Genomic DNA, 20,223 nt, shown 5'->3' with positions numbered 1-20,223 from the left:
ACTGGTGGTGTGTCGAAAAACTGCGGGTCCGGGGCAGCCGGCTGGGTCAGGCCCCGGGGACCGGGAACGCGGAGCGTTCGAAGGGGTAGCCCGGAAGCGAGGTCTTGCGGGGATCGCGAAGCGGGTGCAGCGCGGGCCACTCGACCTCGACCCCGGCCGCCCACAGCGAGCCGATCGTCGACAGGAGGATCTGGGTGTCGGGCGTCGGGTCCGTCGGGTGCGGCAGCCCCTGGAGGATCGGGTGGCTCCAGCGCAGCTCCCCGTGGCGGCGGGCCAGCGAGGTCAGTGTGGTGCCGGGGCCGACCTCGACCAGCGCACTGCCCTCGACGGCTTGGAGCGTCTCCAGCACGTCGTGGTAGCGCACGGCGTTGCGCATGTGGCGGCACCAGTACGCGGGCGTGGAGATCTCCGCCGGGTCGGCCCAGGTGCCGGTGGTGTCGGAGACGATCCGGATCGCCGGCTCGTGGAACACGATGCCGGTGAGGAACGCCTCGTACTCGTCGAGTACCGGGTCGACCAGTGAGGAGTGGCCGGCGCCCGGAATCTTCAGCAGGCGCGTCTCCAGACCCTTGGCGGCCTGCTCCTCGACGAAGCGGGTGACCGGCTCGCGCGGCCCGGAAATGGTCACCTGGTCGGGTCCGCTGATCGCGGCGATGCCCACGCCCTCAGGGAGCAGGGGCAGCAGTTCGGCCTCCCCCAGCCGTACCGCCGCCATGGCGCCGTCGGCCAGGCCCAGCAGCAGCTCGGTGCGCTTGATGACCATCCGGATCGCGTCCGGGAAGGAGAACACCCCGGCGACGCATGCGGCGGCGTAGCCGCCGAGGCTGTGGCCGACGACCGCCGATGGCCGTATCCCCCAGCGGATGAAGGCCCGGGCCAGCGCGTACTCCAGTACGAACAGAGCGAGTTGGACGATCGCTCCGTCCGCGAGGAACTGGCGGGCCGTCTCCTCGGCCTCCTCGCCCCGGGGGTCGAAAATGACGCGCAGGTCCACACCGGCGGCGGCCCGCACGTGCTCGGCGCACCGGTCCAGGTCGGCCCGGAAGTACGGATCCAGGCGGTACAGCCCGCGTCCCATGCCGACGTGCTGACCGCCGTGCCCGGGAAAGGTGAACACCACGGGCGGTGCCACGCCGACGGAGCCCGCGCCCGCTCGGTCCTTGGCCTTGATCTTGACCTCCGCGAGCGCGGCGGCCGCCTCGGCGTGGTCCTGTGCGACGACGAAGCCCCGGTGGGCGTACGCCGTACGGCCCGTCTGGAGGGTCCAGGCCGCGTCCTGGAGCTCCTCGGCGCCCTTGGCCTGTTCCAGGTGGCGGCCGAGCCGCGCGGCCGCACCGGCCAGGGCGGTCGGCGACTTCGCCGAGAAGGGAATCAGCTGCCGGCCCACCTCGGCGGCGGACGAGGGCGCTCCGATGAGGGACTCGGGGGCGGGCGCCTCCTCCAGGATGACGTGGGCGTGCGTGCCGAAGGGGCCGGACCCGCTCACCCCGGCGCGCCGCGGCCTGCCGGCGCCGCCCGATTGGTGTTCCGCGTCGTGCACGGCGAGGACGGCCCGGATGAAGGCGGCCGCGGCAGGCGCCGTGTCGGTGACGCCGGACCCTGCGGGGGTGTCGATGGCGACGACCGTGTCTGCGGCGACACCGCTCACCACGAGGGCGTCGCGGACGGTGCGGCCACGGCCCGCCTCGGCGGACTCGCCGGGTCCCGCCGTGCCGACGGCTGTGCCGCGCACCACGGCGTAGATCCGGTCGCCGTCGTCCAGGGCCGCGCGGAGCGGCTTCAGCACGACGACCCCGCAGCCCCCCGTGGCGACCGCGCCGCCCTCGGGAGCGTGTACGGTGACCGACCCGGCCAGGGCGAGGTCGCACTCGCCGCCGAGCAGCGCCTGGACGGCGGTGTGCACGGCGACCAGCGCGGTCGCACCGGCAGCCTGCACGGACACGGCAGGGCCGGTCAGCGCCAGCTTGTAGGCGACCCTCGAGGCGAGGAAGTCGGCGCCGGTGGCGGCCCGGATCTGCCGGTCGTCGGTATGCGGCGACCGGTCGGCCTGCCGGCGCAGCCGCGCCGCGTGAGTCGTGGTGGCGCCGCCCGCGTAGATGCCGACGACCGCGTCGTCACGCGTCGGGTCGTGGGCGGCGTCCTCCAGGGCGTGATGCGCGCATTCCAGCAGGATGCGCTGCTGCGGGTCGAGTACGACCGACTCGCGCGGCGAGATGCCGAAGAACTTGTGGTCGAACACGTACGGGTCGGCCAGCGGCTCGTCGGTGACCGCCTCGCCGGGGGCGCGCAGCCGCTCACGGAACGCGCCGAGGTCCCCGGCCTGCCCGAAGCGCGCCGCCACTCCGACGACGGCGGCGCAGGCTTCGGGGTCGATGTCGGCCGGTGCGAGGTCAGTCATGCGATCCGTCCTTCCTGTTCACGTTCAAGTCGTCCGCTCACGTGGGGTGTTCAGGCCACTGGAATGGTCGGGCCGATAAATCGACCGGCTTCGCCGCCCAGTACGGCCTCGCGGTGGCCGGCGATCAGCTCGTAGGGCTGTCCGAGGTGGCACGCACTGGCCTGTTCCAGACGGTCGAACTGGGCCTCGTTGAGAATGACTTCGAGTGCGCCGAGGTAGTCGTCGAGCTGATCGGCGGTGCGGGGCCCGATGACGGGCACCATGGTGGTGGCCGAGCGTGCCGCGCGGGCCCGCAGCCAGGCCATGGCGACCTGTCCGGCGGACGCGCCCGTCTCCCCGGCGATGGCCAGGACGCCGTTGACGATCTCGGTGCGCTGCTCGGAGTCCTCGACCCGGATGGCCCGGCCCTCCCAGTCGCTGAGCCGGCCGCGGGGGCTCTTGCGGTACTTGCCGGTGAGCAGGCCGCCGCCGAGCGGCGACCACAGGGCGGCGCCCAGGCCCAGGGCCTCGGCCATGGGCAGCAGCTCGCGGTCGGCGCCGCGCTCGGCGAGGCTGTACTCGAACTGGATTCCCACCAAGCGGCTCAGGCCGCGCAGTTCGGCGATGGTTGCGGCGCGGGAGATCCGCCAGGCCGGGAAGTTGGAGAGCCCGGCGTGGAGGATCTTGCCGGCGTGGACGAGGTCGTCGAGCGCGGCGAGGACCTCCTCGATCGGAGTGACCGAGTCGGGCAGGTGGGCCCAGTACACGTCGATGTAGTCGGTGCCGAGCCGTTTGAGGCTCGCCTCGACCGAACTGCGGATGTTCTTGCGACTGTTGCCGGTGTTGGAGATCCGGGCACGCCCGGCTCCCAAGGTGAACTTGGTGGTCAGCACGAAGTGGTCGCGGTCGGCCGCCAGGAACTCGCCGAGCAGCTTCTCCGACTCCCCGATCTGGTAATTGTCGGCCGAGTCGATGAAGGTGCCGCCCGCCTCCGCGAAGCGCTCGAAGATCTTGCGGGATTCCTCGCGGTTGGCACCGCCGCCCCACAGCGTGCCGAAGTTGGCGGTGCCGAGCGCGTACTCGGACACGCGCAGGCCGGTGTTGCGGCCGAAGGTCGTGTAACGCATGCGTATCCCCTAGTTCTCCGTGCTCAGTGCGCCGCCGATGAGTCTCAGTAGTTCGGCCTGCTGCTCCGGGTCGCGGAAGTAGAAATGGCCGCCGCGCAGAACGTGTGCGCGGTAGGTGCCCCGGGTGTGGACGTCCCAGCCGAGTTGGGCGGGATCCTCCTGGTCACCGGCGAACGCCGTGACCGGGATGTCCAGTGGCTCCTCGGCCAGGTACTCGTAGGTCTCGGCGAGTTCGGCGTCGGCCCGGAGGTAGCGGAGGGCGAGCTCCTTGAGCTCCGGCTCCTCGTGGACGACCAGCGGCAGTGCGCCCCAGCGGCGCTCGATCTCGGCCAGCAGCTCGTCGTCCGGCAGCAGATGGGCGCGCTGCCGGGTGGTGATGGGGGGCGGCTGCATGGAGGACAGCAGCAGTCTGCCCGGCTGGCGCAGGCCCGCCTGGCGCAGGGCGCGGGCGGTCTCGAAGGCGATCAGCGCGCCCAGGCTGTGGCCGAAGAACGCGAAGTCACGCCGTCCGAAGTCGACCTGTTCGACAAGGTCGGTGACGAGTTCGGTGATCCGGGAGTAGGGGGGCTCGTCCTGCCGGGGGGCTCGGCCGGGCAGTTTGACCGACCAGAGCCGGATGCCGGGCAGGCTGCCGGACCACCGCAGGAACTCCCCTGCGGAGCCGCCCGCGTGGGCGAAGCAGAACAGGTCGAGGGTGGTCTCGGTCTTCGGTTTGCGGCTGGAGATCCAGCGGGCCTCCAGGTCGGCCGCCGCCGTGGTGCCGGCTCCGGTGCCGTTCATGTGGACCCCTCTTCCGTGTCCTGGTCCAGCTCGGCCAGCCTCTGCTCGATCAGTCCGGCCAGATCGGCTGCCGTGGCCGAGGTGAACAGCGAGCGCATCTTGATCTCGACCGGATAGATCTCCCGGATCCGGGCGAGGAGCTTCACGGCGACGAGAGAGTCGCCTCCGAGCTCGAAGAAGCTCTCCTCCGGTTCGACGTCGGCCAGTCCGAGCGCTTCACCGAAGAGGCGCAGCACCAGGCCGAGGGGGGTGTCGTCGGCCGGGCGGTCGTCGGCCTCCAGCCGGCCGATGCCGTCGGCGGCGCTCCCGGTGGCCGGTTCCTCGTCCGTCGTCCGGGCGTCTTCGGACGCGGTCCCCCGGATGCCCGCACCGGGTGCCGCCCGGGCCTCTTCGGCGGGGTGACGGACCAGGTACGGCAGCCGCTCGTGGGGGTAGGTGGGCAGCGCCACCTTGACCCGGCTCTCGCCTTCGTGGACCCCGGTCCAGGAGACCGTGATCCCGGACAGCCACAGCTGTCCCAGTGCCTGGTAGAGGGCCGCCAGCGCGTCACCGCCCTCGTCGAGGTCGGCCAGCGCGGCCAGCAGGAGGTGCGCGGGAGTGTGCGCGGGCTGCTGCCGGGCGAGCCTGACGAGGGTGGAGCCCGCGCCGATCTGCAGGAGGACGCGCCCGGGGTCGGCCAGCGCCGTGCCGAGCGCGGCGTCCGGGTCTGCCTGGTCGCGCAGTTCACCCGCCCACTGCTCGGCGATGATCGGCATGTCGGCGTCGTACCAGGTGCCGTCGCCGAGGATCACGGGGATCCGGTGCGCCTGTGTGCCCACCGAGTGGACCAGCCTGCGCAGTTCCTCGTCGCCCGCTCGGGAGCGGGTGGGTTCGGTGATCAGCCGCAGCGCGTCGGCGAGAGGGAAGACCCCCGCGACGACGGCCGCGGCCAGGGAGCCGACTCCGGTGCCGAAGACCGCGCCGGGTCGCACGCCCCAGCGCTGCCACAGCGCCGCGAGAGCGTACTCGAACGCGAAGACGTAGGCGTCGCGCACCACCGGGTCGCCGGGCCGGCGAAGGCCGCGCGCCACTTCGCGTACAGAGGTGACGAGTTCCCGATCGCCGCTGTCCAGGGCCGCGTCGAACGCCTCCTGGAAAGCGGGTTCGGTGGTGTACAGCCGCCAGGCTTCCGCGGGGCCGATCGTGCCGGGGAAGAGGAACACCACGGGCCGCTCCCGCGGGGGCCCCGCGGCAAGGACCGGCTCCGGGGCCGAGCCGTCGCCCGCGACCGCGAAGGCACGGTACGCGTGCTCGCGGCGGCCCGTCTGGAGGGTCCAGGCGACATCGGCGTAGGCAGGGTGGACCTGGCCGGCCAGATGGGCCTCGAACCGGTCCAGCCGGGCGCGCAGCGCGTAGGGCGTGCGTGCGGAGTGCACCAAGAGCTGGGCGCGGCGCTCGGACTCGCGCACCGGCCGCTCCGGGGCCTCTTCCAGGACCAGGTGGGCGTTGACACCGCCGACCGCGAAGGAGCTCACTCCGGCGCGCCGGGTGGCGCCGGCGGGCGCCCAGTCCCGGAGTTCGGTGGCGACCCGGAAGGGACTGGACTCGAAGTCGATCTGCGGGTTGGCCTCGGTGAAGTGGAGGCTCGGCGGGATCTGGCGGTGGCCGAGCGCGAGGACCGTCTTGATGAAGCCCGCGGCGCCGGCCGCCGCGTCCGCGTGCCCGATGTTGGTCTTCACCGAGCCGATGGAGCAGAAGCCCTGCTCGTCGGTGCCGTCCCGGAAGGCCTGGGTGAGGGCCGCGATCTCGATGGGGTCGCCCAGCGGAGTCGCGGTGCCGTGGGCCTCCACGTACGTGATGGTGCGGGCGTCGGTTCCAGCGGTGAGTTGCGCCTCCCGGACGGCGGCGGCCTGGCCTTCAACGCTGGGCGCGGTGAAGCCGATCCGGGCCGAGCCGTCGTTGGTGACGGCGGAACCGCGCAGCACGGCGCGGATGTGGTCGCCGTCGGACAGCGCGTCGGACAGCCGCTTCAGCACGACGACGCCGACGCCGTTGCTCGCGACGGTTCCGTCGCCCTTCGCGTCGAAGGCGCGGCAGGTGCCGTCGGGGGACAGGGTGCCGTCCGGGCCGCTCCAGGTGATCTTCTTCGGCGGTACATGCACGGCGACGCCGCCCGCCAGGGCCATGTCGCAGTCGCCCGCGAGCAGGCCTCGGCCCGCCGTGTGGATGGCGACCAGGGCCGTGGCACAAGCGGACTGCACGGCGATGGCCGGGCCGCGCAAGCCCAGCCGCTGGGCCGTGCGGGACACCAGGAAGTCGGGTGAGGTGCCGAGCAGGATGTCATCCTCGGTGACGCCCGCGAGCTGCTCACGCTGCGCCGACAGAGCCTGCGCGTACTGGGTTTCGGTGGATCCGCCGTAGACGCCGATGGCGCCGGGGAAGCGGTCGGGGTCCTGGCCCGCGTCCTCCAGGGCCACGGCCGAGCACTCGAGGAAGACCCGGTGCTGCGGGTCGATCAGGAACGCTTCCTTCGCGGAATAGCCGAAGTAGTCGGCGTCGAACCACTCGGCGCCGTCCAGCCGGCCGCGGGACGGCACGTAGGTGAGGTCGCTGCCGTCGGGCGCGCCGCCTGGAAAGACCTGGGGAGTCTCGCGGGTGACCGAGTCGGTTCCGGCGGCCAGATTGGCCCAGAACTCGTCGATGTCCGCGGCACCCGGAAAACGTCCCGCCATTCCGATGACGGCGATGAACCCGTCGGCGTCATCCTGGGGGTCGAAGTCATTCACTGAATTCTCCCCGGGTGTCCGATGAGTTTCCGTCGAGCTGGGCCCGCCGGTTTGCGAGGCGGTTCACCCGCCCGGCCGGGCGGCGTCGGCTGTTCCTCGCCAGTACACCGCCGTCATTGTCGAGGTGACGCGCAATGGAGCGTACGGTCGGGTGATTGAAGAACTCAATGAGCTCAACGTTCTTTCCGAGTCGCTGGACGACCTTTTCGCGAACCATCTGGAGCAGAATGGAATGCCCGCCGAGATCGAAAAAGTTGTCGTCACCACCCACTTCGGGGACTTCCAGAACTTCACACCAGATCCCGGCAACGACAGCCGCTGTCTCTATTTCCAGTGGATTCGTACGAGATGTGTGATCCACTCCACGCCCCCCCTTTGGCTCGCCGATTTGGCGGGTTCCACAGGATCATCTGCCGCACTCAGGAAGGTGTCCAATAGATTCCTTCCCCACCAAGCAGAACTGTTGTTTATAGTGATGGCCGCCGAGTGCCCCACGGCGGTCGGACGGGCCACCGGGCGTAGCGTCGCGTCGGCTGCGATCCGCTGGGCCGGTTCCACCGTGCGGTCCCGGGAGGATCCCCCGGCCCGGTACCCGCGGAGAGTCGTAGCCGACCTCCGGGACCTCGTTGCGGATGCTTCAGACCCGGACGACGGTCTTGCTGCGCATCAGGAACTCGCCGAGGTAACCGTCATGCGGCAGACCCGGGCGGTGCCAGTGCGTGGCGTGGCTGCCCACGTGCAGGTTGCTGATCGTCGGTTCGTCGATCAGCGCCTCCACGAGGTGCTCGTCCTCCGTGACGACGGTCAGCACGAGGGTGTCGCGCAGCGGCTCGACGCCGTCCTCGCGGCTCCAAGGCGCGACCCACACGCAGGGGAAAGGGACTTCGGCGGAAAGCTGGGGGGCGTCGGCCGAGTCCACCTGGTGGACCACCGGGCGCAGGACGGCGCTGCCGTCACCGAGTTCGTCGACGAAGCCGGCGCCGCCGAGCCAGGCGCGGGTGCCCTTGGCGCGGTCGAGCACGAACTTCTCCAACGCCCGGGCGGCCTTGGTGTTCTGGACCGGCAGCCGGGCCTTGTCGTCGTACGGCGGCAGGCTCGGCAGTGCGGCCAGCCGCTCGGCGATCGCGCCGGCGAGCGGGGCAGGGTCGCCCTCGACGAGCACGGCGGTGGCATTGACGCAGCCGCTGCCGGCGTGCCGGCTGACCGAGTCGACGATCATGTCGAGGTGGTCGCGCCAGTCGGTGTCGGCGGTCAGCAGGATCTTCGACCGGCCCGGCTGGAGGGACAGTACTCCGGGGTCGTCGGCGTACCGGCGGATGATCTCGTCTCCACCGTAGGCCAGGTCGGCGCTGCTCACGATCGCGTCGGCCGCCTCGTGGCCGCAGGGCAGCAGCACGACGTGGTCGTTGCCGAAGCCCGCCTCGCGCAGGGCGAGGACCAGGCGGTGTGCGGTGAAGGGCTCGCGGGTTGAGGCGCGGACAGCGACCCGGTAGCCGAGGGCGAGCGCTTCGGGCCAGAAGCCGTGGGTGCCGGGGTGGTTACCGGGGACGTGCACGGCCAGCACGTCGCCGCGCCGGGTCCACACGGCCTGGGTGGTGCGGACCAGCGGGTCGCGCCAGTCGGACACGGCTCCGCGGGGCCGGGCCAACTGGACGCTGCGGTAGGAGTGGGAGACCCGGTCGGCGCAGGTCTGGGTGGCGACCCGGACGATTTCGACCGGCAGCCCGGAAACCCGGGTGACGGCCGCCTCGTAGTCCTGCAACGTCAGTCCACCCAGCGTGGCCGTGCGGAACAGCTCGGCGGCACGGGCCAGAGCGCTCGCGCGCTCGGCGGCGGGCAGCGGGGCAGCGGCATGCAGGGCCTTCATCGCCCGGTTGACGAACAGTGCGGGCACCAGGCTCATTTCAGCCATGACCGCGCCGGTCACGTCCCTGACCTGCTCGCGGGTATGGGTGCGGTACGGGCCACCCGGGCCCAGCGCGTCCAGCACGGGCAGCCCGGGCTCCTGCTGCCCGGTCCCCTGCTGCGGCTCCTGCTCGGCGCCCATCAGTAGACCCCCTCGATGACGGCCTCGTCGTCGAACCGGGCCACCGGGGCGATGCCCGCGGCCGAGTCGCCGAGCCGGCCCTCGGGCGCGGCCACCCGGATCGCGGTGTCGCGCTCAAGGTTGTTGGGCAGCAGCAGCGCCTTGCTGACGTGGTGCATCACGACCCGGCCGCGCTCGCCGTAGGCCACTGCGGCGCCGGTGGCGGGGTCCACGACCTGGAAGGTGATGTACGGCGAGAAGGTATCGAACACGCGCGGCTCGCCCAGCGGGGTGCCGTGGCGCTGACCGGCGATGCCGAGGATCATCGTGCTGCCGTAGTGGCCGTAGAGGATGGTCTCGGGGAAGATCTCGGTGCGGTAGAGGGCCTCCGTGTCGGGGTCCATCTGTGTGCCGCCCCAGCGGATGGCCTTCACCTTGCGGTTGATGAGCTCGACGAGCTCATCGCGCCGGGAGATGCGCTCCAGCAGCGGCGGGGTCACTGTCAGCACGCCGATGTCCTGGGTGCGCAGGATGAAGACGGCCTGGTCGATGACGTGCTCGGCGTAGGCGTCCGCCTGGCTGCCGTTGCCCTCGGAGATCAGGCGCCTGACCCAGCGCGGGTCGAGGTCGATCTGGAAGCCGTACCGGCCGTGGGTCCGGGCCGACCGGCGGAAGATCTCGCCGACGATGTGGGGGCCGGAGGGGGTGATTCCCAGCCAGTCGACGCCGCGCGGGAAGCCGTGCACATCGAGGTTGGTGTTGCTCCAGGCGACCAGCTTCTCCAGCCAGTCGGCGGGGCACACCACCCGCTTCGGCGCCCCGGTGGTTCCACCGCTTTCGAACACCCCGACGATGTCGGGGTGTTCACCGTAGCCGCGCGGAACCAGGTCTGCGGCGGGCACGTCCCGCAGCTCATTGGCGACATTGGGGAAGAGGGTCAGATCGGCGTAGCCCTTGACGTCGGCGAGGGGGTTGAAGTCGAGCGTTTCGGCTCTTTTCAGCCAGAAGGGAGAACCTGTCTCCGGGCTGAAGTGCCACTCCATCGCGGCCCGGACGAGTTCGTCAGGGTCCGGACCCGCGTCGTGGGGCAGGTCCAGCATCGACAGCTCGGTAGGCGCCACTCGTCCTCCAATAACAACGGCCGGCACAAGGTGCCGGCCGGTCCCCGAATCGGGTCCAGCGCTGACATTGCCTGATATCTCTCATTCGATCACCGGCCGGGGCTCCCACGCCTGAGTAATGGCTACTCAATTCTGCGCCGGGTACCACTCTTCGGTATGAGTATCGGGCGCGAGCCCGCGGCCGGCTCATACACTGGCGCAATGAAGGCAATGATCGCTTGGTGGGATCTCACCGAGTCGCAGCAGACCGCCGGGACGCTCCGTGATTTCATCCGCGAGGAGGAAAAACGCTGGACGGACATATCCGGTCTGCTCCTGAAGGTCTGGCTGTCCGACCCGTCCACGGGGCGCTGGGGTGCCGTCCTCCTATGGGAGTCCGAAGAAGCGGCGAAAGCGGCGGTGTTGCCGCGCAGCCCGGCCGAGCTGATCGGCCGTCCGCTCGACTTCCGGGGGTGGTTCGACGTGGAGGCGACCGTCGAGGGTCTCCATTCCCTGTCCTCTCTCGCGGGCCTCGGGCCTGCCCTGGCCGGGCCTCTCGCGGTCGGTTCCGAAGAATCCGAAGAATGGGGACAGGCCTGAGCGGCGCCCAGGAGATCCGGAGCGCCGCAGAGAGCCGGACGAGAGTCTTCGGCGGGCCGCGATTCAGCCGACCGGCCGGATATTGCGATTGAACCGGAACAGATTGGCCGGGTCGAGGGCGAATTTCAGTGCGGCCAGCCGCCGATGGTCGGCCGGCTCCCAGAAGTCCTCGGCCGGCTCCCCGGGAGCGCCGTCCGCACAACCGCCGTACACCAGGCTCTGGAAGCGGCCGCCGACGGACTCGGCGGCGAGCGCGCCGAGCACCTTGTTCTGGGCGCCGAATACTTCGTCCTGCCCCGCGCCCATCAACGGCATCAGCACGCGCAGCAGGTAGCGGGCCTCGCGGTGGCCCACCGCGTTCGGCACCTCGGCCGCCCGGCCGAGGGCACCGCCGAGGTGGCGGATGTCGACCACACACGGAACGGCCGAGCCCGGTCCCACCAACTCCGTCACCTCCGCGGCCTGTTCCGGACCGAAGGCGCGCAGCAGGACGTTGTCGCCCTGATAGGCGTGCGGCATGGGAGGGTCGTTGTAGATCGCGCCGCACTCGGTGTACGGGATCTCCGCGACGGTGTCGGTCAGCCGGGGCCCGAGCGCGCGCAGCGGGGCGACCAACTGTTCGCCCGTGCGGGAGTCCCCGGTGTAGGCGATGCGCACGTGTGCCGCGTACCGGCCGCGCAGCGTGGCGGGGAACAGCGGCATATCAGGGTAGTCGAGCAGGGAGACCGAGGACGTGAGCTCCTCGGGGAGCGTCTCGGTCCAGCTCAGGTAGCCGGCGAGCAGGGCCGGGGTGCGGGCGAGGTCGAAGACCAGCTCTCCGCCGTACAGCCGGCTGACCGGCACCAGGTCGATTTCCATGCCGGTGATCACGCCGAAGTTGGCGCCGGCCCCGCGCAGCGCCCAGAACAGTTCGGGGTCGCTGTCGGCGGTGATCCGTCGCAGCCGGGCGTCGGCGGTGACGATGTCGATCGAGGTGACCCGGTCGGCCGCGTAGCCGAACTCCCGGGCCAGGAGGCCGAGTCCACCGCCGAGTATGTAGCCGACCGTGCCGACGCCCGGCGATGAGCCGTTCAGCGGGGCCAGGCCGTAGCGCGCGGCGGCGTCGACGATGGCGGCGAAGCGGGTGCCCGCGCCGATCCGTGCCGTGCGGGCCCGGGCGTCGATCGTGACGCCGGTCAGTGCGGCGGTGCTGATGAGCATGCCCCCGTCGGTGGCGACCGAGAGGCCGTGCCCGGTCGCCTGGACCGCCACCGGCAGGTCGTGGGCGGCGGCGTACGCCACGGCCGACACCACATCCTCGGGGTCGGCGGCCCGGACCAGCACGGAGGGCCGGTGACGGTAGGCGGTCTGGAAGCCCGCGCACCGGGCGTCGAACCGGTCGTCGCCCGGCAGCAGCACCTCGCCCCGCACTCGGTCGCGCAGCGAGGCGGCCGCGGCAGCGTCGTTCATCTCGAAGGTCCCTTTCTGTTCGTACGGTTCCCGGACCGACCGCGCCGACCGCTCACAGGAGGATGGGCTCCAGTTCCCCGGAGATGACCCGCTCGCGCAGCGCCTTGCGGTCGACCTTGCCGTTGACGTTCAGCGGGAAGGTGTCCAGCAGGTGGTATGCCAGCGGGATCATGTACGGGGGCAGGGTCTCGCGCAGCCTGTCGTCCACCTCGTAGACGTCGAGTTCGTGGCCGGCCAGGACACCGGCGAGCACCAGCACGCCCGTCTCGTCCCCGGGGACGGCGACGACGACGGCCTGGGTGATGCCCTCCTGCCGGAGCAGGTGAGCCTCCACCTCGCCCGTCTCGATGCGGTGACCCAGGATCTTGACCTGGGTGTCGAGGCGGCCGACGTAGCCGAACCCGCCCTCCGAGGTGCGGCGGACCAGGTCACCGGTGCGGTACCAGCGGCGAGTCTCCCCGTCCTGCGACACGGTGGTGTGGAAGGCCCTCTCGGTCTGCTCGGGCGCGTTCAGATAGCCCTCGAAGACCTGCGTTCCGGCGAGGCAGAGCTCGCCGGTGTCGCCGTCGGGCACGGGGCGGCCGCCCTCGGCCAGCACGGCGGCGGTCATGCCCGGGTAGGGGGAGCCGATCGACACGATGCCGTTGACGACGCCGGCCGGCGAGGTCTGCGGGTCCCAGCGGTGCACCAGACAGGCGATGGTCGCCTCGGTCGGCCCGTACAGGTTCTCCAGTGTGGAACCGGGCGCCGCCTCCTGCCATGCCATGGCGGTGGACGCGGGCAGCGCCTCGCCGCAGAACAGGCTCCAGCGCAGCGACGGCAGGCTGCCCGGCTCCAGCACCCCCCGGCGGTGCTGGAGCACCGCCACGGAGGGCACCGCGAACCAGACGGTGATGTCGTTCTGCCGCACGAAGTCCAGCGGCGCCATCAGGTCGAAGGAGTCCATCGGGACCAGACAGCCGCCGCTGCCCCAGGCCATGAACAGGTCGAAGATCGACAGGTCGAAGGTCTGGTCGAAGGTGTTGGTGAAGCGGTCCTCCGCCGTGAAGCCGTACCGCTCGGTGTTGGCGGCCAGGAACGCGGTCACGTTGGCGTGCGAGATCGGCACGCCCTTGGGACGGCCTGTGGAGCCGGAGGTGAAGAGCAGATAGGCGCCGTCCTTCGGGTCTCCTGCCGCCGGTTCGGCCAGCGGCGCGCAGTCCTCGAGGTCGCGGCGGGTGAGGACCCGTACCCCCTCGGGGAGGTTCGCGGGCGCCTCGTCGCTCTCCGGCAGTACGGCCGAAGGGGCGCCGGCCAGGCCGTCGAGCAGGGGGCCGAGCTGGGCCAGGGAGCCCTGGTCGGCCAGGACGACGTCGATCCCGGCGCGCTCCAGGATGTCCTGGTTGCGAGCCACGGGGTACTTCTTGTTCAGGGGCACCACGGTCGCCCCGGCGTACAGGGCCGCCAGGAATCCCGCGTAGGTGACGATGCTGCGGTGGCCCAGGATGCCCACGCGCTCCGGCTGCTTCTCGAGCTTGACGAGCGCCGCGGCCCAGACCCGGGCGAGCGCGTCCAGTTCCCGGTACGTCCACGTCTGCCCACGCAGGGACAGGGCGGGGTTCTCCGGAACGCGCTGGACCGAGGCCTGGAATCCGGAGTGGAGGAAGGAGGAGTCAGCTGCCTGCATGGTGTTCTCACGTTCCGCTCGGATGGGTACTGTGCGTTCGGCGGGAGCCGGCCGGTTCGACGGGAGTGCCGTTGCCGGGTGGTTCGTGCCGTGTTACGGCTGGAGGCGGCCGACGCGCCAGCCCTCGCCCTGGCGGTCGTACCGCAGCCTCTCGTGGAGCCGGTCGGATCCGTCGGCCCAGAACTCCACGGTGTCGAATCGGAGTTCGTAGCCTGCGAAGCCCTCCGGGCGGGGCAGCGGCCCGCCGCTCTCCCCCAGCTCCAGGGCCCGCTTGCGCAGTGCCTCCACCGCCTCGAGGCCGGCCACCGGCTCGCTCTGCCGGGAGGCGCTCGTCATGGCGTGGGTGAAGCCGGGACGGGCCTGCCACAGGGCGTCGGCCTCAGCGGTGGACAGCTTCGCCACCGGGCCTGCGACGATGATCTGCTGGCTGGTCTCACGCCAGTACAGGACGCCCGATGCCCAGGGATTGACGGCAAGTTCCCGCCCTTTGCGGCTGCCCTCGTGGGTGATGAACACGAGCCCGGTCTCCGTCACCTTGTTGACCACCACGATCCGGCTGGAGGGGTGGCCGTCGGTGCCGGCCGTGGCCAGCGCCAGCGCCCGGGGCTCGCGGACCTCGTAGCGCGCCGCGCCGGCGAGCCACGCACGCAGCAGAGCCACCGGCTCGGCGGGCGGCGCGGCGTACTCGGGAAAGGCGACCTGGATGGTCGCGGTCATGCTTTCCGACCTCGTGCTGCTCATGAATCCCTCCGGTTCGCTGGGCCCTGCTGCGGGAACGGCGGCTCGCGGCCGGGTCACAGCCGCAGCGCCCCTTCGAGTACGACGACGCCGTCACCGCCGACCTCGACCTGGGTGACCCGGTCCCCCGCGCCCTCGGCGAGCGCGTGCATGGGCGAGGGCCGGCCCATCTCGACGCCCTGCGTGATGACGATGCGCTGCCCGTACTCGATCCGGCCGTGCCGGGCCAGGTGGATCGCGATGGGACCGGCGGCGGAGCCGGTGGCCGCATCCTCGACGACGCCGTACGCGGGCGAGAACATCCGGCTGCGCCAGTTCGTGCCGGACCCTGCGAAGCAGTTGGCCGCCATGTCCTCGAACGCGGACAGCGCACGGTGGTCGGGAGTGAGCGCGGACAGCTCCTCGACACTGCCGAGGCAGACCAGGACGTGCCTCGGTCCGTTGCGGTATATGTCCACCGGCAGCACGGTGTCCGTCACCCCGAGCGCGGCCAGCAGCTCCTCCCGCCGGTCGAAGGACTCCCAGACCGGCACGGGCTGTCGCATCCAGGCCGCGGTGACCACGCCGTGCGTACGGACCAGCTCGAAGGGGATCAGGCCCATGGCCGTCTCCAGCTTGAGCTGCTCCGGCCGGCCCCGGTTGCCGATCGCGATGGCGGTGCCGAGCAGCGGGTGCCCGGCGAACGGCAGCTCGTTGACCGGGGTGAAGATCCGGATGTGCGCGTCGCCGCCCTGCTCGGGAGAGAGTACGAAGGTGGTCTCGGAGAGGTTCATCTCCTTCGCGATGGACTGCATTTGGCCGGCGGTCAGGTCATCGCAATCGAAGTACACGGCCACAGGGTTGCCCTTGAGCGGCTCGGTGGCGAAGGCGTCGACGACTACATAGGGGTACATGGGGATCTCTCGCTGTTCTGTTGTCACATGCTGAACAAATCCGTCAGGGAAGCGGCCAGAATGCGCGGGCCGTTCTGCGTGAGCACGGACTCGGCGTGGAACTGCATGGTCATGAAGTGCGGGCCACGTAGGCCGTACACCTCTCCCGTCGCCTGATCGCGGCTGATCTCCACCACGCCCACGCCCTCGACATCGCGTTTGTCCTCATCGCTGTGGGCGGCGAACGCGTTGTAGAAGCCGACCCGTTCCCGGGAGCCGAGGTAGTCGATCTCCTTCTGCAGGCCCTGGTTGGGTGCGGGCAGCCGGCACACCTCGAAGCCGAGTTCCAGACTGAGCACCTGATGGCTCAGGCAGACGGCGACGAAGGGGAGGCACTCGGCCAGCAGGGTGCGCACCGCCGTGTGGAGGTGACCGATCCGGGGGTGGGCGGTGTCGCCCGGATCGCCGGGCCCCGGGCCCAGCACGACGAGGTCGTGGTCCCCGAAGGAGTACTCCTCGTCGAAACGCCTCACGGTGACGTCCAGGCCCATGGAGCGCAGCTGGCCGGCGATCATGGAGGTGAAGGTGTCTTCGGCGTCGACGACCAGGATGCGGCGCCCGGCGAACGCGGGGTGCGGGGCGGACCGGTCCTCGGCGTCACGCAGCCAGAAGCCGGCGAGGGAGTCGTTGCGGCTCACCAGGGCGGCCCGGACCTTGGGGTGGTCGGCGAAACTCCCGATGCTGCCCGACTCCAGCGCACTCACCAGAGTCGACGCCTTGGCCCGGGTCTCGGCGGCCTCCAGAGCGGGGTCGGAGTGACGTACCAGTGTGGCGCCGACCCCGATCTCCACCCGGCCCGATACGTCGATGTCCGCGGTGCGGATGAGGATCGCCGAGTCCATCACGCGCCCGCCCTGCTCGTCGCGTCCGATGAGGGCCGCGACGCCGCTGTAGTAGCCGCGCCCCTTCGGCTCGTAGGCGTCGATGATCCGACAGGCGCTCTCCAGCGGGGAGCCGGTCACCGTGGGCGCGAACATGGTCTCGCGCAGGATGTCCCGGACGTCGTGCCCGGTGCGGCCCTCGATGAAGTACTCGGTGTGGGCGAGGCGGGACATCTCCTTCAGATACGGGCCCTTCACGCGCCCGCCCGACTCGCAGATCCGGGCCATCATCTTCAGTTCCTCGTCGACGACCATGTACAGCTCGTCGGCCTCCTTGCGGTCGGCGAGGAAGTCCATGACCTCCGGCAGGGTGGGGCCGGTCGGCGAGTAGCGGTAGGTGCCGCTGATGGGGTTCATGACGGCTGTGCCACCGCCGAGGCTGATGTGCCGCTCGGGCGAGGCTCCGACGAGGGTGCGCTCCCCCGTGTGGATCAGGAACGTCCAGTAGGCACCGACCTCGCGCTGGACGAGCCGGGAGAAGAACGACAGGGCGCTGTCCGGCCGGTAGTCGGTGATGGTGGCGACGAAGGACCGCTTGATGACGAAGTTCGCGCCCTCGCCCGCACCGATCACGTCCTCGACGACCTTGCGCACGATCTCCTCGTACGCCTCGTCGTCGACGTCGAAGTGCGCGCCGGCCAGCTCGGACGGCACTTGGGGGATGCGGCGCAGCGCGTCGTCCAGGGGGATCCGTTCCTGCTCGGTCACGCTCAGCGCGACCAGGGGCGCGCCGTCGTCGGGAGCCACGAAGCCGCGCTCGGTGATCTGCCGGTACGGGATGACCGTGAGGACCTCGTGGTGCGCGCCGACGCGCGCGTCCGAGGCGTCGGGCAGCGGGATGCCGGTGAGCGTCGCGGGCGTCGAGACATCGCCGGCCAACACATCGAGGGAGCCGGTGCCGCCCGCCTCCGGCCGGTGGAGCAGGGCGAAGGCGCCGGGACGGCCGGCAAGAACGCGGTCGAGCAGATCGCCGGTGATCCCGGTCATGCGAAGACCTCCTTGGCCGCGACGACCATCGCGCAGCGCTCGGCGGCGTAGTCGAGGGCCATCCGGTGGTAGCGCTCGTTGAAGTCGGCTACGGCGTCGCCGACGAGGAACACCTGAATGTCGTTCGTGAACGCCTCGAGAGCCGTCATCAGGATCCCGACGTGGGCATAGACGCCACAAATGATCAGCTGGTCGCGACCGGCATCCCGCATTCGTTCCAGGAGCGGGGAGTTGTGGAAGGCGCTGTAGCGCCACTTCGTCAGCTGCCAGTCGTCGTCCCGGGGTGTCAGCGCGTCGACCACCGCACGGTCCGCGGGGTCCCTGCGCATGCCGGGGCCCCAGAAGTCCATCAGCAGGCCGCGCTCCTTCTCGGTCATGCTGCCGGGCTGGACGGTGTACGCCACGGGGACACCGACTGAGGCGCACCGGTCCCGCAGCGCCGCCGTTCTGCTCACCAACGGCTCGCGGACGCTGTCCGGGAAGGGTGCCAGGAAATAACGCTGCATGTCGTGCACCAGCAGCACGGCGCGGTCCGGATCGGGTGTCCATTGGGCGGTATTGGCGGGCAGGTCGCCCGCGGCCGGAAACGCATAGGGCTCGATGGGAGGAATTCCGGCCATTGCTGCCTTCCAATGCCTGGCTCGGGGAGAGAGGGGTTCGACGCGTCCGGGGATCAGACGCTCCAAGTGGAGACCACGGAAACGGCCTGATGGGGATTGAGCCGTGGATCGCAGAACGTCGTGTACTTGTCGCCGACGTGAGCGAGATCGGCCTCGCAGGACACGCACTCGGTGACATCGTTCGGGGTCGTCTCCAGGTGCAGCCCGCCGCAGACGCCGTCGGCGCCGGTGACGGCCTCCTGGAAGCGCCGCACCTCGTGCGAGACGGTCTCGACGTACCGGGTCTTGTTGCCGTCGGGCGCCGTGACGGTGTTGCCGTGCATCGGGTCGGTCAGCCAGATGACCGGGTGTCCGGCGTCCCGCACGGCCTCGACCAGCGGAGGCAGCCGGTTCAGGATCCGGTCCGCGCCCATCCGGGAAATGAGCGTGAGCCGTCCGGGCTCGCGATCCGGGTCGAGGCGCTCGCACAGCGCCAGCAGCTCGCCGGGCTCCATCGTGGGGCCTACCTTGCAGCCGACCGGGTTGCTCACCCCGGCGAGCAACGAGACGTGGGCACCGTCGAGTTGGCGGGTGCGCTCGCCTATCCAGGGCCAGTGTGTGGAGCCGAGGAACACCCTGCCGTCGCCGTCGCCGCGCAGCATGGGGATTTCGTAGTCGAGCAGCAGCGCCTCGTGACTGGTCCACACCGGGGGGCTGATGGCGTCGCGCAGCGCCGCACTGTGCTGCCAGCCAAGGTGCTGCATGATGTCGTCCGCCGCCGTGTAGCAGGTGAGGATGTTCTGCGGATCGGGACGCCTGGCCTCCTCGTCCGGCTCGGGCCCATTGACCATGTGCCCGCGGAAGGTGGGCAGATGGGTGTCGCCCACCAGCTCGGCGCCGCTGGAGCGGGGCTTGGCGTACTGGCCCGCGATACGGCCGACCCGGATGACGGGCTTGTGCGCGTTCATGCGCAGCGTGCCGGCGAGCAGGTCGAGGAGCGCCACCTTGCGGGAGACGTCGGTGGGGGTGCATTCGCCGGGGTCCTCTGCGCAGTCGCCCACCTGGACCACCATCGCCTCGCCGGCCACGACCCGGGCGAGCGCGCCGCGCAGCACTCCGAGGTCATGAGCGCGCACAAGAGCGGGCCGGGCGGCCAGCGTGTCCCTCACCCGCGCAACCTGCCGCAGGTCGGGCCAGTCAGGCTGCTGCAACGCCTTGCGGATGCGGATATCGCGCAAGACTTCGTCCACAGGGTCCTCCTATGCGGCGATGGGGTGGCCGGTCAGGTGGGTATGCCGGCGCGCTTGATCTCGGGGACGGGGATGCCCAGGGAGCGCAGCTGCTCGAACGGGTTCATGAACTCCCGCTGCAGCTTGATCTGACCGTTCTCCAGTTCGAACGAGTGCAGGAAGTGGTTCTCGTAGTAGCCCTCGGGGTAGTCGGCGAAGCGGATCCGGCCACGGCCGTCGCACTCCACCCAGAAGCGGTTGGGGTTCTGGGTCTCGAAAATCTGGACGTTGTACCACTCCCAGTCCGGGAAGGTCTTCAGCGACCACACCGCGTGCTCACCGAGCCGGTCCCGGCCGCTGATGCTGATCGGGGCGCCGGTGTCGGTGGTCCACAGACCGCCGACACCGTCCTCCGTGAACAGCTTGTGGCGCTCCAGGCGGGCCTCGCCGAGGGCCGCCATGTATGTCGCTACCGTCGCCCGGTTGATTCCGCGCAGCTCGGCGTCATCGGTGAAAGCGTTGCTCTGAGCTGATTCAGACATGGATGGACTCCAACCCGTGCGTTGACTGCGTTGATCCGTGATGCGGAAGAGGGGGCACCAGGGGCCGGCCGACCGATGGGGGCGGCACCGTCGGGCACGCTTGGCGGCTGTCATCGATCTTGCCGGTCGTCGTGAGGCCGCACAAGAAACTTGAGGTCAGACTCAGTGCAGGTTCCTCAAGCGCTGACCTGATTCGTCAGAGGAACGTCAACTCCCGTAGACATTCCCGCTGTTGGTCCCAGAACACTCCGTCGGGCAGGCACCATGATCGAGTGCGCTGCTCTTCGGAGCCGGAGGACCTGAGCCATGCGCCTCCCGCACACGTCTCGCCGACGCGAAGCGGCCCCCGAGACAGGAACTCGGGGGCCGCTTCGACAGATCTGCGGTGACGGGCACGCCGATCATCCGGTGCCGGCGGGAAGGAG

At 70.6% G+C, this 20,223-nt stretch carries 16 protein-coding genes and 1 pseudogene; 1 reads left to right on the top strand and 16 read right to left on the bottom strand.

Annotated elements, in window-relative coordinates; genetic code table 11:
- Positions 1 to 46: 46 nt before the first annotated feature.
- The 8 genes and pseudogenes from G3I60_RS13240 to G3I60_RS13210 form a co-directional block, all read right to left on the bottom strand.
- Positions 47 to 2,398 carry a type I polyketide synthase gene (locus tag G3I60_RS13240; protein ID WP_164293616.1) on the bottom strand — a complete coding sequence of 784 codons (2,352 nt, stop codon included), beginning with the start codon at positions 2,396 to 2,398 and terminating at the stop codon, positions 47 to 49.
- A 50-nt stretch (positions 2,399 to 2,448) separates the two neighbouring features.
- Positions 2,449 to 3,504: an aldo/keto reductase gene (locus G3I60_RS13235; protein ID WP_164293615.1), complete on the bottom strand. Its 1,056-nt coding sequence runs from the start codon at positions 3,502 to 3,504 to the stop codon at positions 2,449 to 2,451.
- A gap of 9 nt (positions 3,505 to 3,513) precedes the next feature.
- Positions 3,514 to 4,284 carry a thioesterase II family protein gene (locus G3I60_RS13230; protein WP_164293614.1) on the bottom strand — a complete coding sequence of 257 codons (771 nt, stop codon included), beginning with the start codon at positions 4,282 to 4,284 and terminating at the stop codon, positions 3,514 to 3,516.
- Positions 4,281 to 7,049 carry a type I polyketide synthase gene (locus tag G3I60_RS46780; RefSeq protein ID WP_164607156.1) on the bottom strand — a complete coding sequence of 923 codons (2,769 nt, stop codon included), beginning with the start codon at positions 7,047 to 7,049 and terminating at the stop codon, positions 4,281 to 4,283. The genes G3I60_RS13230 and G3I60_RS46780 overlap by 4 nt, the downstream gene beginning before the upstream one ends.
- Positions 7,042 to 7,410, bottom strand: coding sequence for a phosphopantetheine-binding protein (locus G3I60_RS13220; RefSeq protein WP_164293612.1), 369 nt, complete (start codon positions 7,408 to 7,410; stop codon positions 7,042 to 7,044). The genes G3I60_RS46780 and G3I60_RS13220 overlap by 8 nt, the downstream gene beginning before the upstream one ends.
- A gap of 116 nt (positions 7,411 to 7,526) precedes the next feature.
- A pseudogene (locus G3I60_RS45375) lies at positions 7,527 to 7,640 on the bottom strand (5,10-methylenetetrahydrofolate reductase); the annotation flags it as partial.
- A gap of 46 nt (positions 7,641 to 7,686) precedes the next feature.
- Positions 7,687 to 9,096, bottom strand: coding sequence for an aldehyde dehydrogenase family protein (locus tag G3I60_RS13215; protein ID WP_164293611.1), 1,410 nt, complete (start codon positions 9,094 to 9,096; stop codon positions 7,687 to 7,689).
- Positions 9,096 to 10,175, bottom strand: coding sequence for a long-chain fatty acid--CoA ligase (locus G3I60_RS13210; RefSeq protein ID WP_164293696.1), 1,080 nt, complete (start codon positions 10,173 to 10,175; stop codon positions 9,096 to 9,098). Before G3I60_RS13210 ends, G3I60_RS13215 begins: the two co-directional genes overlap by 1 nt.
- Before the next feature lie 222 nt (positions 10,176 to 10,397).
- On the opposite strand from G3I60_RS13210, the gene G3I60_RS13205 reads away from it, so the two are divergent.
- Positions 10,398 to 10,775 (top strand): YdhR family protein, encoded by a 378-nt coding sequence (locus G3I60_RS13205; protein WP_164293610.1) that lies wholly within the window; start codon positions 10,398 to 10,400, stop codon positions 10,773 to 10,775.
- 63 nt (positions 10,776 to 10,838) lie between these two features.
- On the opposite strand, the gene G3I60_RS13200 is transcribed toward G3I60_RS13205, so the two are convergent.
- The 8 genes from G3I60_RS13200 to G3I60_RS13165 all read right to left on the bottom strand — a co-directional run bounded on the left by G3I60_RS13200 (position 10,839) and on the right by G3I60_RS13165 (position 19,798).
- The gene (locus G3I60_RS13200) at positions 10,839 to 12,224 is read right to left on the bottom strand and encodes an FAD-binding oxidoreductase (protein ID WP_164293609.1); all 1,386 of its coding nucleotides are present in this window, start codon (positions 12,222 to 12,224) and stop codon (positions 10,839 to 10,841) included.
- Between the two features lie 52 nt (positions 12,225 to 12,276).
- Positions 12,277 to 13,890, bottom strand: a complete 1,614-nt coding sequence (locus tag G3I60_RS13195; protein WP_164293608.1) for an amino acid adenylation domain-containing protein — start codon at positions 13,888 to 13,890, stop codon at positions 12,277 to 12,279.
- Positions 13,891 to 13,983: 93 nt separating this feature from the next.
- The gene (gene phzG, locus G3I60_RS13190) at positions 13,984 to 14,607 is read right to left on the bottom strand and encodes a phenazine biosynthesis FMN-dependent oxidase PhzG (protein ID WP_275405896.1); all 624 of its coding nucleotides are present in this window, start codon (positions 14,605 to 14,607) and stop codon (positions 13,984 to 13,986) included.
- 77 nt (positions 14,608 to 14,684) lie between these two features.
- Entirely contained in the window at positions 14,685 to 15,521 is an 837-nt protein-coding gene (locus tag G3I60_RS13185; RefSeq protein ID WP_164293606.1) for a PhzF family phenazine biosynthesis protein, read from the bottom strand.
- Positions 15,522 to 15,544: 23 nt separating this feature from the next.
- Positions 15,545 to 17,428: an anthranilate synthase family protein gene (locus G3I60_RS13180; protein ID WP_164293605.1), complete on the bottom strand. Its 1,884-nt coding sequence runs from the start codon at positions 17,426 to 17,428 to the stop codon at positions 15,545 to 15,547.
- Positions 17,425 to 18,048, bottom strand: a complete 624-nt coding sequence (locus G3I60_RS13175) for an isochorismatase family protein (protein WP_164293604.1) — start codon at positions 18,046 to 18,048, stop codon at positions 17,425 to 17,427. Before G3I60_RS13175 ends, G3I60_RS13180 begins: the two co-directional genes overlap by 4 nt.
- A gap of 53 nt (positions 18,049 to 18,101) precedes the next feature.
- Entirely contained in the window at positions 18,102 to 19,277 is a 1,176-nt protein-coding gene (locus G3I60_RS13170; RefSeq protein ID WP_164293603.1) for a 3-deoxy-7-phosphoheptulonate synthase, read from the bottom strand.
- Between the two features lie 32 nt (positions 19,278 to 19,309).
- Positions 19,310 to 19,798 (bottom strand): PhzA/PhzB family protein, encoded by a 489-nt coding sequence (locus G3I60_RS13165; protein ID WP_164293602.1) that lies wholly within the window; start codon positions 19,796 to 19,798, stop codon positions 19,310 to 19,312.
- Positions 19,799 to 20,223: the final 425 nt, after the last annotated feature.

Source organism: Streptomyces sp. SID13666, assembly GCF_010548325.1.
GTDB lineage: Bacteria > Actinomycetota > Actinomycetes > Streptomycetales > Streptomycetaceae > Actinacidiphila > Actinacidiphila fildesensis.
Note: the sequence above shows the minus strand (reverse complement) of the source record. Positions and strands in the feature narration are given on the sequence as shown.

Bases quoted from the DNA above. Each gene is read 5' to 3' on its own strand.
- G3I60_RS13240 (WP_164293616.1), bottom strand. From the start codon at position 2,398: ATGACTGACCTCGCACCGGCCGACATCGACCCCGAAGCCTGCGCCGCC.
- G3I60_RS13235 (WP_164293615.1), bottom strand. From the start codon at position 3,504: ATGCGTTACACGACCTTCGGCCGCAACACCGGCCTGCGCGTGTCCGAG.
- G3I60_RS13230 (WP_164293614.1), bottom strand. From the start codon at position 4,284: ATGAACGGCACCGGAGCCGGCACCACGGCGGCGGCCGACCTGGAGGCC.
- G3I60_RS13215 (WP_164293611.1), bottom strand. From the start codon at position 9,096: ATGGGCGCCGAGCAGGAGCCGCAGCAGGGGACCGGGCAGCAGGAGCCC.
- G3I60_RS13210 (WP_164293696.1), bottom strand. From the start codon at position 10,175: ATGCTGGACCTGCCCCACGACGCGGGTCCGGACCCTGACGAACTCGTC.
- G3I60_RS13205 (WP_164293610.1), top strand. From the start codon at position 10,398: ATGAAGGCAATGATCGCTTGGTGGGATCTCACCGAGTCGCAGCAGACC.
- G3I60_RS13200 (WP_164293609.1), bottom strand. From the start codon at position 12,224: ATGAACGACGCTGCCGCGGCCGCCTCGCTGCGCGACCGAGTGCGGGGC.
- G3I60_RS13195 (WP_164293608.1), bottom strand. From the start codon at position 13,890: ATGCAGGCAGCTGACTCCTCCTTCCTCCACTCCGGATTCCAGGCCTCG.
- phzG (WP_275405896.1), bottom strand. From the start codon at position 14,607: ATGACCGCGACCATCCAGGTCGCCTTTCCCGAGTACGCCGCGCCGCCC.
- G3I60_RS13185 (WP_164293606.1), bottom strand. From the start codon at position 15,521: ATGTACCCCTATGTAGTCGTCGACGCCTTCGCCACCGAGCCGCTCAAG.
- G3I60_RS13180 (WP_164293605.1), bottom strand. From the start codon at position 17,428: ATGACCGGGATCACCGGCGATCTGCTCGACCGCGTTCTTGCCGGCCGT.
- G3I60_RS13175 (WP_164293604.1), bottom strand. From the start codon at position 18,048: ATGGCCGGAATTCCTCCCATCGAGCCCTATGCGTTTCCGGCCGCGGGC.
- G3I60_RS13165 (WP_164293602.1), bottom strand. From the start codon at position 19,798: ATGTCTGAATCAGCTCAGAGCAACGCTTTCACCGATGACGCCGAGCTG.